The organism is Micromonospora sp. B006 (assembly GCF_003408515.1).
Taxonomy (GTDB): Bacteria; Actinomycetota; Actinomycetes; order Mycobacteriales; family Micromonosporaceae; genus Micromonospora; species Micromonospora echinospora_A.
The window spans coordinates 6152865-6167854 of the sequence record NZ_CP030865.1 but is presented as its reverse complement, the minus strand read 5'-3'; the positions used below and the strand labels follow the sequence as shown (position 1 = coordinate 6167854).

The 14990-nt window shown below is 70.3% G+C and carries 13 protein-coding genes; 12 read left to right on the top strand and 1 reads right to left on the bottom strand.

Translation table 11 applies throughout. The features are described from left to right. Nucleotides 1-503 precede the first annotated feature (503 nt). From MicB006_RS27725 to MicB006_RS27670, 12 genes are all read left to right on the top strand, one after another. A complete protein-coding gene (locus MicB006_RS27725; RefSeq protein WP_104113272.1) occupies nt 504-794 on the top strand; it encodes a pilin in 291 nt (96 codons plus the stop codon). A gap of 2 nt (nt 795-796) precedes the next feature. Further along, nucleotides 797-1777, top strand: coding sequence for a conjugal transfer protein TrbL family protein (locus MicB006_RS27720; protein ID WP_104113271.1), 981 nt, complete (start codon nt 797-799; stop codon nt 1775-1777). Nucleotides 1778-1780: 3 nt separating this feature from the next. Then, complete coding sequence (locus tag MicB006_RS27715; RefSeq protein ID WP_104113270.1) at nt 1781-2674, top strand: PrgI family protein; 894 nt, start codon at nt 1781-1783, stop codon at nt 2672-2674. Then, entirely contained in the window at nt 2671-4422 is a 1752-nt protein-coding gene (locus tag MicB006_RS27710) for a VirB4 family type IV secretion system protein (RefSeq protein ID WP_116510042.1), read from the top strand. Before MicB006_RS27715 ends, MicB006_RS27710 begins: the two co-directional genes overlap by 4 nt. Then, on the top strand, nt 4419-6884 hold the full coding sequence (locus MicB006_RS27705; protein ID WP_104113268.1) for a type IV secretory system conjugative DNA transfer family protein: 2466 nt from the start codon (nt 4419-4421) through the stop codon (nt 6882-6884). The genes MicB006_RS27710 and MicB006_RS27705 overlap by 4 nt, the downstream gene beginning before the upstream one ends. Nucleotides 6885-7086: 202 nt before the next feature. Then, nucleotides 7087-7938, top strand: coding sequence for a replication-relaxation family protein (locus MicB006_RS27700; protein ID WP_104113267.1), 852 nt, complete (start codon nt 7087-7089; stop codon nt 7936-7938). A gap of 306 nt (nt 7939-8244) precedes the next feature. After that, complete coding sequence (locus tag MicB006_RS27695) at nt 8245-8940, top strand: hypothetical protein (RefSeq protein WP_104113266.1); 696 nt, start codon at nt 8245-8247, stop codon at nt 8938-8940. A gap of 86 nt (nt 8941-9026) precedes the next feature. Then, nucleotides 9027-9755, top strand: coding sequence for a hypothetical protein (locus tag MicB006_RS27690; RefSeq protein ID WP_104113265.1), 729 nt, complete (start codon nt 9027-9029; stop codon nt 9753-9755). Nucleotides 9756-9769: 14 nt separating this feature from the next. Beyond that, the gene (locus MicB006_RS27685; protein WP_104113264.1) at nt 9770-10363 is read left to right on the top strand and encodes a hypothetical protein; all 594 of its coding nucleotides are present in this window, start codon (nt 9770-9772) and stop codon (nt 10361-10363) included. Between the two features lie 171 nt (nt 10364-10534). Further along, nucleotides 10535-11764 (top strand): MarR family winged helix-turn-helix transcriptional regulator, encoded by a 1230-nt coding sequence (locus tag MicB006_RS27680; protein ID WP_104113263.1) that lies wholly within the window; start codon nt 10535-10537, stop codon nt 11762-11764. A 68-nt stretch (nt 11765-11832) separates the two neighbouring features. Beyond that, complete coding sequence (locus tag MicB006_RS27675; RefSeq protein WP_116510041.1) at nt 11833-12822, top strand: DUF932 domain-containing protein; 990 nt, start codon at nt 11833-11835, stop codon at nt 12820-12822. A gap of 197 nt (nt 12823-13019) precedes the next feature. Then, complete coding sequence (locus MicB006_RS27670; protein ID WP_225980528.1) at nt 13020-13379, top strand: hypothetical protein; 360 nt, start codon at nt 13020-13022, stop codon at nt 13377-13379. A 332-nt stretch (nt 13380-13711) separates the two neighbouring features. On the opposite strand, the gene MicB006_RS27660 is transcribed toward MicB006_RS27670, so the two are convergent. Continuing rightward, nucleotides 13712-14758 (bottom strand): serine/threonine protein phosphatase, encoded by a 1047-nt coding sequence (locus MicB006_RS27660; RefSeq protein ID WP_166457694.1) that lies wholly within the window; start codon nt 14756-14758, stop codon nt 13712-13714. Nucleotides 14759-14990 lie beyond the last annotated feature (232 nt).

The following is a 14990-nucleotide window of genomic DNA, read 5'->3' as shown; positions in this document are numbered from 1 at the left end:
GTGCCACAGTCACCGTGCTCCTTCTCCGCTGGACGGAGGGAGCTGGTGCTCCCCGGGGACGGACATCGGGTCGAGACGCCCGACGACGGGTGCGGCAGAGGACTGGTGCTGCCGCGCCTGCAGGCCGGGAGTGGGGATGGCCGAAGTGTGTTGCGCCGTGCCTGTGGCTGAGCTTCGAGGTGCCGCCCCGGCTGGCCCGAGCAGGGCCAAGGATCGAGTCGTCGTCCGCTCACTGACTGGTCGTGTCAGGGCGTGACAGGCGGCAGCCGGGTTCGATCTGTCTAACAGCGCAGTTCTGGGCGATGCATGCCTTCCATGGCATGTCCGCCCGGCGGAGGTCGTTCGCGTGGCGGGTCTGAGGTGAGTTCGGCATGGCCGGCGCGGCGTACTGACACCGCGATCCCTGCGCTAGACCGCGAGGGAGGAGCGCCCCCACCGACCCACACCGGTCCCTCCCCGAGGTCCCCGCCGGGCGGCACACAGAACCGTTCTGGAGTGCCGTCATGCACCTGAAGCTGTCTGTCCTGTCGGAGATCGCCGCCGCGCCACAGCCGGTAGCGGTCAATTCCATCAATCAGGTCATCTCCAACATCACCGGCTGGATCATGGGCATCATCGCACTGGTCGCGACGATGTTCCTGGTCATCGGAGGTCTGCGTTACATGGCCGCCGGCGGTGACCCGGCCCAGGTCGAGCAGGCCAAGGGCAACTTCAAATCTGCGTTGGTCGGCTACGCCTTGGCGGTGTTGGCCCCGGTGATCCTGCAGGTGTTGCAGGGCATCCTCGGCGGCTGAGGATGACCACCTGGGTGATGAACGATCTGGTCCGCTGGCTCGCCGAGCGAGTAATCGATCTTCTCGGTGGCCTGCTGGCCTTCCTGACGTCCTCGATCTTCGTGGCGCCGGATGTGACAGGGCTGCCGCAGGTGCAGTCGATCGCCGGGAAAAGCGCCCTCGTGGTCGACGCCTGCTTCATCCTCGCGATCATCGCCGCGGGCGCCGCGGTCATGCTGGGCGACACCGTCGAGACCCGCTACACGGTCAAGCAGCTCGTGCCGCGGCTCGTGGTCGGGTTCGTGCTGTCGGCGTTCGCGGTTCCGTTGACCGGCGTGCTCATCGAGGTGGCGAACGCGTTGACCACGTCGCTTGCCGGCGTGGACGCCCCGACGACCGAGGCGGTCACGTTCGTCAAGGCGCGGCTCGCTTCCGCGGTGGGTGACCCGAGTTCAGGCCTGCTGATGCTGATCATCGGGCTGCTGATCGTGGTGCTGATGTTCCTGCTCGTCGGCGGCTGGCTGACCCGCATCGCGGCGCTGGTCGTGTTGGCCGGTGTCGCGCCGGTGGCCTTGGCGTGCCACGCGACCCCTTGGACAGAGCGGGTCGCGCAGTTGTGGTGGCGGTCGGTGCTGGGCTGTCTGGCCACCCCGACGATCCAGGCGGTCACCTTCTCGGCCGGCGTCAACCTGGTGATCGATCCGCGGGGGAACCTGCCGGTCCTGCTCGGCCTGCCTGGCTCCGACACCCTGAACCTGCTGCTCGTGGTCGTCGTGCTGTGGATGACGGTCAAGGTTCCGAGCCTGGTGCGGCGGTTCTCCGGCCAGCAGGGCCGCAGCGTCGGCATCGGCGGCGTCGTCCTGCGAACGGTGGCCCTGCAGGGAATGACCCGCAACCTGGGCCGACTCAGAGCCGCCCCGGTCCGGCGCACGCCGCTGGCGTCGAGCAACCCCATCCGCCCGCCCTACCGCCACATGCCCGGCGTCTACCCCAGCCCGGAGTGATCAATGAACAGTCTGGATGATGCGGTGCCGCGTGCGGTGGTGCCGGCCAACGTCAACGAGCCGGACCGGGTCGCGTTCGGGCTCACCTTCCGTCAGCTCGGCATCATCGGCGGCGTCGGCTTGGCCGCTGCCGGTGTCTACCGCTCGTTCGGGCATCTGCTGCCGCGGCCCGTGTGGCTCATCGTTGGTGCTGTCGTGTTCGCTGTCGCGGTCGTGGTGGCGCTCGGCCGCCGCGACGGCCTGCCGTTGGACGTGTGGCTGCGGCACGCCTTCACGCTCTCTCACAGCCCTCGCATGCTGACACCCGGGACGGCTCGCGCGGTCCCGGTCGCGGCGGTGGAGGCGAAGCCGATCGTGCCGGCGCTGTTGCGGTCGCCGGTGACGGCGGTCAGCCCCGCTGGTGTGCTCACCAGCGGGGGCAGCGACAAGGTGGTGATCGCCTGCGGCACCACCAACATTCACCTGCGCACCGGCGGTGAGCAGGGCGCGTTGCTGGACGGCTTCGGCCGGTTCCTCAACGGCCTGACCGGGCCGGCGCAGATCATCGTGGCCGCGCAGCGCCACGACCTGGCCGCACACGCGCAGGCCGTCGCCGATCACGCCCGGCGCCTGCCGCACCGGGCGCTGCAGGCCGCCGCCGAGGACCACGCCCAGTTCTTGCTGAAGCTCGACGGCGACCGGGATCCGTTGCGCCGGCAGGTCCTCGCGGTCGTCACCGGCGCGCGAGCGGGCGACACCGCGGTGCGGGCGTTGTCCGGGCTCGGCGTGCACGCCTCCGTGTTGGACGGGCCTGCGGTGTGCGCCGCGCTCGCGGGCGCGGTCGACCCGTTCTCCCCACCGGCACCCGGCCCCCGCGCGGTGCCCGGCGTCCCCATCACCTTGCGGAGCAGCACATGAACCTGTTGAAAACCCCCAAGATCAGTGTCCGAGGCACCGAGGGTATGCCGGGACCGGCCGCGTTGTCGGTCACTCCGTCGCATGTGCGGGTTGGTGACGGGTACGCCGCCACCTACGTAGTGTGTGGCTACCCGGCGGAGGTCGGCCCGGCGTGGCTGGACCCGCTGCTGTCCTACCCAGGACGCGTCGACGTCGCCGTGCACCTGGACCCGGTGGTGCCGCAGTTGGCCGCGCCGATGCTGAAGCGGCAACGCGCCCGCCTCGAATCCTCCCGCCGCCTCGACGCCGACGCCGGCCGGCTGGGCGACCCGATGGTCGACGCCGCCGCAGCCGACGCCGCGGACCTGGCCGAGCGTGTCGCCCGCGGGGCGGCGAAGCTGTTCGAGGTCGGCATCTACGTCACCCTCCACGCCCGCACCCTCGACGACCTCGCCACCCTCACCGCTGGGGTGAAGTCGGCGGCGGCGAGTGTGCTGCTGGACCTGCAGCCGGCGACGTTCCGCCATCAGCAGGGCTGGCTCTCGACGCTGCCGGTCGGTGTGGATCCGCTGCGGATGCGCCGCGTGCTGGACACCACCGCTCTCGCGGCGGCGTTTCCTCTCGCCTCGCCGGATCTCCCCGCCCCCACCCCCGGCGACATAGCCCCTGCGGAGGGGGTGTTGTACGGGGTCAACACGACCTCCAACGGGGTGTTGGTGTGGAACCGGTGGGGGCAGGACAACCACAACTCGGTCGTCCTCGCCCGCTCCGGGGCGGGCAAGAGTTACTTCGTCAAGCTCGATGTCCTGCGCAACCTGTATCAGGGCACGACCGTCAGCGTCATCGACCCCGAGGACGAGTACACGCCGCTGGCCGAGCACGTCGGCGGCACGGTCGTGCAGCTGGGCGTGCCCGGGGTGCGCATCAACCCGCTTGACCTGCCCGACGACCGGCGGCCGGACACGCTCACTCGACGTGGTCTGTACCTGCATACGCTGATCGCGGTCATGCTGGGCGCGGCGCCGCCGCCGGCCGAGCGCGCCGCCCTGGACCGGGCCATCACCGCGACCTACGTCCGCGCCGGCATCAACGCCGACCCGGGCACCTGGACGAAGCCCGCTCCCCTGCTGCGCGACCTGGCCGAGGTGCTCGCCGGGGACGATGATCCGGCCGCGGGGCAGCTGGCCGCCCGGCTTGCTCCCTGGACGGTGGGGAACTTCGCCGGGCTGTTCGACGGGCCTACCACCACCGTCCCGCACGGGCACCTGGTGGTCTGGTCGCTGCGGCACCTGCCCGACGAGCTGCGGACCATCGGCACGCTGCTGGCGCTCGACTCGATCTGGTCGGGCATCGACACCCCGCCAGCCGGCACTAGCCGGGGTCGGCATCTGGTGGTGGTGGATGAGGCCTGGCTGCTGATGCGCGACGGTGAAGGCGCGCGGTTCCTGTTCCGGATGGCGAAGGCGGCCCGCAAGCGGTCGGCGGGGTTGTGCGTCGTCACGCAGGACGCGGCTGATGTGCTGTCGACCGACCTGGGGCTCGCCGTGGTGTCCAACGCCGCGACGCAGGTGCTGATGCGCCAGAGCACCCAGTCGATCGACGCTGTCGTGGAGGCGTTCAACCTCACTGCGGGTGAGGCGCGGCTGCTGCTGGCCGCGCCCCGGGGCGAGGGGTTGCTCGTCGCGGGCCGGTCGCGGATCCCGTTCCGTGCCGTCGGGTCGGCCGCGGAGCACACGATCGCCGTCACGGGCATCGGGGAGACCGAGTGACCGCCACCCCGGGCTGGCCCGCCGAGATAGGGCATTGGGTGCTCGCCCGGCCGTGGCTGGCCTTCGTCGCTGCCGCGATCGTTGTCGCGGCGGTGTTCGGGCATGACCAGGTGCTCGCCTGGCGGCATCGGCGGTTCACCGCTGGCGCGCGATGGCTGACCATCGCTGCCCCACCGCAGGTCACCGCCGAGGCCGCTGCAGCGTTCTGGACCACCCTCACCGGCGTCCTCACGCCGTCGGTGTGGCGCCGCCGGGTGTTCGGCTACCCGCATGTCGGCTGGGAGTACACGTGGACCGGCCGCGCGCTGACCATCCGGGTCTGGGTGCCCGGCACGGTGCCGCCCGGAGCGGTCGAGGCCGCAGTCCGCGCGGCCTGGCCCGCCGCCACCATCACCACCACAGATGCCGCCGCGCCGATCCCGCCGCAGGTCGGTGAGGGGGTGGGTGGGGCGCACTGGCCGCAGCACCCCGATGGGCTGCCGCTGCGCAGCGACCACGACACCGATCCGCTGCGGGCGCTGCTCGCCGCCGGCGCCGAGGTCGGCCCCCGCGAGCACGCCTGCGTGCAGGTCCTCGCCCGGCCAGCGCGAGCCCGCCGCGTCCGCGCCGCCCGAAGGGCGGCGGCAACCGCCGCCACCCACCCGCACGGGCGGCCGGATCTGGCCGCGCGGGCGGTGTCGGGTGCGGCGAGGCTGGCCGTCGAGCCGCTGCTGTGGCTGCTCGACGTGTTCACGCCCGGCCCGTCCAGGCCGTCGCGCGGCTCGGCTGCGGCGGGTCGGGTGGCCGAGCGGGATCCGGTGGCCACTGCCGAGGCCCGCACGGTCGTGGAGAAGGCGGTGCGGGTGCCGCACTTCGAGATCGCGGTTCGGTTCGCCGTCGCCCGCGACCCGGCCACCACATCACCGGATGCGGGGCGGGCCCGGCAGACCCGTCAGCGGCTGATCGGGCTGGGACAAACCATCGCCTCGGCCGCCGCCACGTACACCGGACCGAACCGGCTACGGCGCATGAAGATGCCCCACCCGGTCTCCACCCTCGCCGGGCGCCGGTTACGGCGAGGGTTCCTGGCCACCGTGGCGGAACTCGCGGCCCTCGCCGCGCTGCCGCAAGACCTCGCCGTGCCCGGCCTGGACCGCGCCCGAGCGAAGGCTGTTCCGGCGCCCGTGCAGGTTCCCGGCGGTGGGCGTGGCGTCAAGATGCTCGGCCGCGCGCAGATCGGCCGCCACAAGGTCGGGTTGACCGTCACCGACGCCCGCCAGCATCTGCACGTGGTCGGCAAGACCGGCGTCGGGAAGTCCACGCTGCTGCTGAACATGATTCTCGGCGACATCAAAGCCGGCCGCGGCACGGTGGTCATCGACCCGCGCGGAGACCTGATCACCGACATCCTCGACCGGCTCCCCGCCACCTCCGCAGACAAGATCGTGATCATCGACCCGGACCAGGAGAACCCGGGCTGCTTCAACCCGCTCGATGACCGGGGCGACCCGCACCTGGCGGTGGACAACCTGGTGGGGATCTTCGCGAAGATCTTCCAAGGGCAGTGGGGGCCGCGGATGGACGACACGATGCGGGTGGCGTGCCTGACGCTGATGCGCCACGCCAAACCGACGCTGAGCCTCGTGCCGTCGCTGTTGCAGGACAAGGACTTCCGGGCCCGGTTCACCCACGGCCTGGACGACCCGGACGGTCTCGGCGGGTTCTGGGTCTGGTACGACGGCATCAACGAGCAGTTCCGCGGGCAGGTCATCGCCCCCGTCCTCGCCCGGCTACGCGCGTTTCTCCTGCGCGACTTCGTCAAGTCGGTCATCGGCAACGCGCACAGCTCCTTCGACATGGGCCGGGTCCTCGACGGCGGGGTGCTGCTGTGCCGGCTGCCCAAGGGGGTGCTCGGGGAGGAGACGACGCGGATCCTGGGCTCGCTGATTGTCGCCCGCGTCTGGCAGGCCGCCATCGCCCGCGCCAGCATCCCGGAGGACCAGCGCCGCGACGCCGTGCTGTACATCGACGAGTGTCAGAACTTCCTGACCCTGCCCGGCTCGGTCGGGGACATGCTGGCCGAGGCACGAGGGTTCCGGCTGGGTCTGGTGCTGGCGCACCAGGACCTGGCGCAGCTCCCGAAGGATGTCGCCGCAGCAGTGTCCGCCAACGCCCGGTCGAAGCTGTTCTTCAACGTCGACCCGGCCGACGCCCGGGAACTGTCGCGCCACACCAAACCGGAGCTCGACGAACACGACCTCGCCCACCTCGACGTCTACACCGCCACCGCGCGGCTGCTGGTCGGCAACCGGGAGCTGCCGTCGTTCACGTTCACCACCAACCCGCCGGCGGACGTGGTGGGTGAGGCGACCGCGATCCGTCAGGAGTGCGCCGCAGCCCACCGCCGCGCCGACGGTGAGCCGCCGATGCAGCAGATCGCCCGATCGACGATGAAACGGCGCATGGCCGGCCGCGAGCGCTGAGCAAAGGCCTGCTCGTTTCGGGCCTCGTCCGGGTGCTGCGGTGAGGGCTCGCTTGGGGGTGTCGGCGAGACGAGACCTCACCCGAGCCCTCCCCCGCCGACCTGTCAGGCACCTGAACTGCCCATACCCGGCCCGCCGTCAGCCTGTCCGCGAGATCAACTCGTCCAGACTCCCTACCGGGACTCTCTCCGCAGGGGTACCCATGCCGCAATCACGCTCTGCTGACCTGCTGGCCATCTACCCGCACATCACCAGCCGGGACCGGCAGCTGCTCCAACTCCTCGACGACCATCACGTCCTGACCACCGATCAGATCCACCAGCTGTTCTTCCTGGCCCGACGTACCTGCCAGATCCGCCTCAGCGAGCTGTACGGGCTGGACCTGCTGGACCGGTTCCGGTTCGCGCGCACCGGCGGCGGCAGCCAGCCGTGGCACTGGACCCTCGGCCACAACGGACACCGGTTCCAGGCCGCCGCCCACGAACGACCCGAGCCGACCGCCCGGGCGAGCCGGCAAGCCGTGCAACGGGTGTCGGCCAGCCCGACCCTGACCCACCTGCTCACCGTCAACGAGTTCTTCGTCCGGCTCAAGACCCACACCCGGCGCCATCCCGAGGCGCGTCTGGACCGGTGGTGGTCGGAGCGCACCACCACCCGGCAGTTCCGCACCATCACCGCCGACGGCCACGGCATCTGGACCGCCGCCGGCGCCAGCGTCGGGTTCTGGCTGGAGGCCGACACCGGCACCGAGCCGCTGGGCCGGCTGATCGGCAAACTCGACCGCTACGCCACCCTGACCCGACGCGTCGGCATCCGGTACCCGGTGCTGTTCTGGCTCGGCAGCGCCGCCCGGGAGGAACACCTGCACCGGCTCCTACGCGGGCGACGCGGCGACGTACTCGTCGCCACCGCCACCCACGAGACGGACCCAGCCGAAGCGGTGTGGCTGCCGGTCGGCGCCACCGGCCGAGTCGGGCTCGCGCAGCTACCCACCGACCACGGTCAGCCGGTGGCGGACAACCCCAACTTCGACGACGGAGTCTTCGTCCTCTGACACGACCTGTCAGCCGACCAGCCGGAACCTGTCACCGCAGGTGAAGCACATGATCACGATTACTGGTCGAGGGCGTGCTGTCAGGTCACGGCGCTACGGTGCAGCTTCTTCTCTTTTGTTCGCACCGCAGCACGTCTGTTCTCCCCGGATCTGCCCGCCAGCGGGTCACCCCTCAGCCCACCATCCGGTCGGCCCCGTGACCCCGCCCCGCGCCATTCCCGGCAGTACTCCGCCACAGACGCCGCATCCCGGTGGCACCACCACACCCGCAGTCGAACCGCGCCTTCGCGAAGGGAGCACCCCGTCATGCCCGCACCCACCAACACATCCCTCACCGACCAGGTCATCACCGTCTGCTTCGCCCCCGGCCAGGACGCCGACTGGTTCGCCGCCTCAGAAAAGGTCCACGACCTCCTGCAAGCCAACGGCACGCCGTCGCGCCGCTACCGCGTCCGACACCGCCGCCTCATCGGCTGGCTGACCCGCTTCATCGGCTACTACCTGCTCGACGCCGCCCGCCGCTTCGGCGCGATCACCATCGCCGCCGGCGGCCGCAAGAGCCGCCTCGACCTGACCGGCACCGCCGCCACCGCCGCACACAACGCCGCCCTGCGCTGGCGCACCTGGCACACCCACGTCGCCGCGACCACTCCCCCGGCCCGGCCTTTCGAGGACTACCTCGCCCAGCACCACACCGACCCCGCCAAGGTCAGCGCCCACGAGGCCCGCCGACGCTTCGAGCAGCAACCCCGCGTCCTGGCGATGCTCGCCCACCACCTCGACCCGTACGAGCTGCCCGCATACCAAGCCGGCGAAGCCACCTACACCGGCCTGCACTGGCGCATCGCCCTGGTCGGCGATGCGCTGATCACCACCGACGGTCGCCTCCTCACCCCGGCAGGCGGCTCCGTCGCCGACCGGTTCCGCTTCCTCAACGACGCCTGCGCGTACCTGCGCAGCCTCGACCCACGCGCGCGGCTGTGCGCCGTCACCATCGCCTGACACCCCTCGACCCGAAACACCACGGCCGGTCGCAGCCCTGCTGCGACCGGCCTTCGCCATGTCCCACCGTTGGAAGGAGACCCCTGATGTTCCTGACCGATCCGGTGCTGCGGCGTATCGCCGCCGACACCAACGACGTCCTGCCCGAGCAACAGTGGCGCCACGACACCGCCACCGACGAACCGATCGGCGACCTCGCCCGCCTCCTGCACAAGGCCGCGCTTGACTTCACCGAGAGCACCACCAACTTCGACCAGGCCCTCACCAGGCTGGGTGCACTCGCCGAAACAGGCCGACGAGGACTGGCTGCGCACGCTGGCCTCTCCGTCCCCGGTCACCACCAGGTTGTAACCGATGCTCTCGCCGCCCGCGAGCGGCACGCCGTCCTCGGCGTCACGCTCACTGCCTGCTACCGAGCCTGGCGCAACCACCGGCCGATGAACGAAGGCGACGAGCGACACGTGCTTCTGCGGCGTTGCGACCCGTCGCGTGGCGTGGCGACCCTGCAGCGCAAGGATCCGGACACGTGGCTGGTGATACCCGACGCCGAAGCCGCCGCCGTCTTCGACATCCCCTACCCGGAGCGCATCGTCGGCGAGGTCACCCGCACCGAACGGGGATGGGCGCCGACTGCCTACGTCGCCCGTGCGCATCAGGTTCCGCTCGCCACGGTGTATTCCCTGCCGATCCGGGGTGAGCTCACCTCGGCCTGCCGGACGCTGCTGCGCTGGTGGAACCTGCGCCACTCCGACGCCTGGCACAACCGCACTCCCGCACAGCTCACCCCCGCCGAACTCGCCCACCTCACCGACTGACGCGGGGCAGCGTGATGCCGCACCTCAACCTGGTCGAGCGGTGGATCACCGCGGCGACCGGCCGCACCCTCGACCAACACGCCGTCGACCCCATCCCGGCCGCCGCGCACCTGCCCGAGGCCGCCGACGATCTCCGACACCTACGCGACGAGCTGCTGCTCGCCGTCGACCACCTGCGCACCAGACTCCTCAACGAAGACGACCTACATGCATCCGCCGCCGCCATCACGGGATCGGCGAAGACGATCCAGAACCTGGCCGGCGAGTACGGCAACACTCGCGCTCGGATCGACGCCCTCATCGGCGACGAGACGCGGACCGCCTACGCGCTGACCCACCCTGGGCAGCAGGTACGTCGGCGCTACGTCGACCCCGGCGACACCGTGCTGGTCGTTCTGCCGCACACCGACTCCTGCCGCGCGCTCAACCTCGCGGGACAGACCGCCCACGTCAGGGTGGGCAGCTCCGACGCCAGGTTTCGGCCGCCCGGCAGCGTCAGCGCGGTGCGGCTGTCCCACAGCGACGCCGGCATCTACCGGGACCGCACCGAGGGCCGCCTCTACATGCTGCAGCTCGCAGCAGGCGCGCCCGCCACCTCAGGCCGGTAATCGACCGGTCTCATCGCGGCGCCCTTCACCGGCGACGAATGGCACACCTCGCACGGCACGGCGCTCCCGACGCGCGCCGGCCGCCCCGGTTATCACCCGCGACCCCGGCTCACCATCCGGGCGGCCTCACTCGCGCCGCTATCCGAACTACGTCCCCAAGAGAGGAACCCCATGAAAGACCTGTCCCTGACGCCTGCAGCGCAGGCTGTCCTCGACGCCCTGACCGATCTCGGTCAGGGTGACGTGCACGAGTTGGCCGACCGCGCCGGAAAGGCTCGCTCGACCACCGACAAGGCACTCAAGACCCTGGCCGACGCCGGCTTGATCGTGCCGGTGGACACGGACGCCGATGCGGCCGACGGCGCGTCCACCCGGTGGGCCCTGCCCGCCCCGGACGGCGCCGCCGCTGCGGAACCGGACGCTGCCGTCGATCTCGGCGACCAGCAGACCGCCGCCGCGGACGAGAGCGAGCAGCTCATCGGATCGAATCTCGACACTTCGGCGAGCGAACCTGCCAACGTCGGCGCAGCTGATCCATCCCGCGACGACCACGCGAACAAGGCGCCGGATGAGGCGGGAGACGAGACCGATCACGACGACAGCCGCGGACGCGACGACGACAGCAGCGAGGCCGGTGAGAGTTCCGCCGTCGTTGCGGTGCAGCCAGCGCGGCCCGGTGACCGCAAGGTCATGGCCATCAAGGGAGTCCTGGCCGACTACGGCGACGCTGGCGCCACCATCGACCTGATCGTGGTCGAGAGCGGCATCGGACACGCCACCGCGTCCCGGCTGCTGACCGCGATGGAGCAGGCCGACGCCGCCCGTCGACTGCCCGGCCTACCCGAGCGGTGGGTCGCCGGCCCGACCAGAGCCAGTGAGGTGGACCCGAACCCGGAGCCGCCCCGCTGCCCGCTGTGCTCCCAGGTCATCCGCGGCCAAACGAGCATGCCGATCGCCGCAGCGGCGGTGCTGCCCCTGATCCGACCGGACGGCACGCTGCACGTCGTCGACGCAGACGGCGAGACCCACGTCGTCGCCATGCCGCTGCGCGCACCCGGCCGCACGCCGCGCGTCGCCCGCAGCACGGGCCCGCGCGGTGACGGGACCGTCAACGCCGACGGCAGCCCACCGTTCAGCCGAGGCGAACTGGAAAGACTCACCCTCGACGTCCTGGCCGCCAACCCCGGCCAGCAGATGACCCCGCAGGACATCGCCACCGTGCTCGCCGGCCAACTCGGCCGCGCGATCAGCTCCGGGGCCGTACGGAACAACTGCACCAAGGCCGCCGCCAGCGGCCGAATCGTCCTGGTCTCCGACGCGCCGCTGACCTTCGTCCACCCGGCGCAACCCGACAGCGACAACCCCGTCGAGACCGACGCGGGCAGCACCGACCAGTCCTGACCAACGCCACTCCCCTGCGGGGGCCGAGCCGCGTGCTCGGCCCCGCCAGCACATCGAGAGGAGAATCCGTGCCGCACGAACTCGAGACCTACACCGACGGAACAACTGCCTTTGCCAGCGCACGCCTGTCGGCCTGGCACCAGCTCGGCACCGTCACCCAGGAAACGATGAAGGCCGAAAAGATCATGACCGCCGCCCGCCTCGGCGACTGGGGCGTCCGCACCATCCGCACCGTCGGCATCGACATCGTCAACGGCGTCGAGGTACAGGTCCCCGCCGACGACAAGCGAATGACCGTACGCCGCAACCCGGTCACCGGCCAGACCGAATACCTGGGCATCGTCGGTACCGACTACACGGTCGTCCAGAACGAACAGTGCGCCGAGATGCTCGACCGCCTCGTCGATCAGGTCGGCGGCGCCCACTTCGAAACCGCCGGCAGCCTGCGCCGCGGCAAGAGCGTGTTCGTCACGATGAAGCTGCCCGACGCGATGGAGATCGCCGGGGTAGACCGCCTCGACCTGTACCTCATCGGCACCACCTCCCACGACGGCAGCGCCGCCCTGCGGGTAGACGCCAGCCCAATCCGGGTGGTCTGCGCCAACACCCTACGCGCCGCCTTCCAGCACGCCGTCGGCCACTACACCTTCCGGCACACCTCCAACGTCAACTCCCAGATCAGCCAGGCCCGCGAAGCCCTCGGCCTGATGTGGACCTACATGGAGACCTTCGAGAAAGCCGCCGAACGGATGCTCAACGCGGAGCTGACCATCCGCGAGTTCGAAAACGTCGTCGCGCAGGTATGGCCGGTCAAGGACACCGCGTCCGAGCAGGCCAAGAACAACGCCAAACAACGCCTCGGCACCCTCAAGTACCTGATCCGCGAGGCCGACACCCAGAAAGCCATCACCGGCAGCCGGTGGGCCGGATACCAGGCCATCACCGAATACCTCGACCACTACCAGCCCGCCAAGAACGACCTCGTCCGCGCCAACCGGGTGCTGACCGGCAACACCGGCGACCTGAAAGTCGCCGCCTTCGACCTACTGAAGATCTGACCGCCACACCCATAGCCGCCGGGGCAGCGGTCACCCGCGCCGCTGCCCCGGCCCATAGGAACGGACACCTCACGTGACGCCGCCCAGCACCCGAAGGCTCGATGCATACCAAAGGATCCGCCGATGACCGGCCACCTCCGCCACCCCCGCGATCTACGGCAGTCGGTATGTGGCCTACCCGCCACCGACGTGCAGCGGTGGGAAACCGACAACCCGCCGCGCATCGACTACACCTGCGAAACAGCCACACCCTGCTGCCCGAGGCCGCCCGACCCGACGACGCCAACCATCCGCCGGGCGACGCCACGCTCATCGACACGCTGCGACGCATCGTCACCGCCCGGCAGTACGCCAAGATCGACGGCGTGCTTGTGGACGTGTGGTCCGCCAGCGTCACTGTCCTCATCTGGGACAAGCTTCGCGAGGACAAACGGCAGCGGCTACTGACCCTGCCATCACACGAGCTGATCCTCCGATGCATCGCGATCTACAGCCACATCACGAGGGACCAGACAACTAAGGACCGGTCCAGGCACGACCGAGGTACAGGGGTGTGAGGTCAGCCGGTGTTGACACGCCTCACGTTCATCGGCTGATCGAGCAATTTGAGGTGGCCGCCCACGTGGGCGGCCCACGGTCATTCTCCGCTTCACCACCTTGGAAGCCCTCCGCGCACCTGTCCGCTCCGCCGCCGGTGAGCGCGCTCCTGTCGGCGTACGGCTTCGAGTGCAGAGCCAGGTACGGCACCGGGTACGCAGCAGCTATCGACGTCTGCAAGTGCGGCTGCGGCTCGCGGCCGAGCTTGCTCTGCAACGATCAACTACAGCCAGCAATGTTGGTCGACCCGGCAGTGCGCGGATCTGCCGATGTGAGTGCATAGTTCCATTGCTCAACTCGCCCGATCCGCAACGATCTGGACTGTATTCCCGTTGCCGGGATACTCGGCCTGAAGGTCGCCGTCGAACAAGCGCCAGCAGAAGTCGTTCATCCGGGCAGCGGCGGGGGCGTGTCTGGCGATGATTTCCCCTACGGGCGGCGGCAGGTCCGGTGGGATATCGCCGGCCGCACATCGGCGCACAAACTGGTCGCGTGCGACGGGACCGCCGCCGACCGGCCCGGGCACCCCGCATACCGAGGTGGCCAGCCAGTTCACCAGCCGCATGGAAGCATAGTCGGCATCGTGACCGGCATTGCGGGCAGCGAAGTGGCGCTCGGCGTCCGACAGGTCGAAGCGCGGTGAGGTGGCGAGCCCGAAGTCGACGAGGTAGAGCCGCTCTTCGTCGGCCCGGATATTGCCGAAGTGTCCGTCCAAGTGCAGCATCTCGCGGTTACGTAGAAACGCCACCATCTCGAACAGCTGCCGCTCGACCGCCGCGGCTCTGCCGACCGGGTCGCTCAACCAGCGAGGCAGCTCGTCGGGGAGATGTTCGAGGAACAGCACCAGGCTCGCGGTGGCGCCCGCCAGCGCTTCGAACCGCGCACGCACGGCCTGGTTACCGCCGAACTGGGCGACGACGGCGTCGATGTCGAGGTGCTCGGCCGCGACCGGCGGGCGGCCGGGCAGCACCCGCCAATGGTGCAGCAACGGGAACGATTCCGACTCGCCAGCGAGGACGCCCTCAGTGACGCTCTGGTTCGCGGCCAGCTCGCGCCACGCGCCGAAGCCCGGACCAGCCAGGCGGTACATGCCGTATTGCCAACGGACTGGCATGCCGAACAGGTTCGCCGTGCTGTGCGGATGAGCCAGCTCCCGGTCGGTGATCGGGACCCGCTTGACGAACACGGGCACGCCGTCGACATCGGCGATCGAAGAGCTGCCGCCCACGCCCACGCCGTCGAGTGACGCGGCCCGCAACAACGCTGCCAGTTCACCATCGGTGCACCCGGCCAGCAGCGCCGCGACGCCGTCATGGCGGGAACGTCGCGTGAGGAGCACCGCTGCATCATGCCATCGAGCGACAGCCCTTTGACACGGTGCGAAGCGGTCTCCTTCGCCAGACCAATTGACGCGCCCGATCGGACAGGGACGGTTCTGAACGGGTTCGGAGCATGCTGGCAGGGCGCCATGACAACTCCCCGTTATGCCGCGATTCGGGCGAAGGCCCACCTCCGCCGGTTACTCATCGTAAGCAACGGACGTGCGTCGCCGGGGCGGACCGGCACCCCAA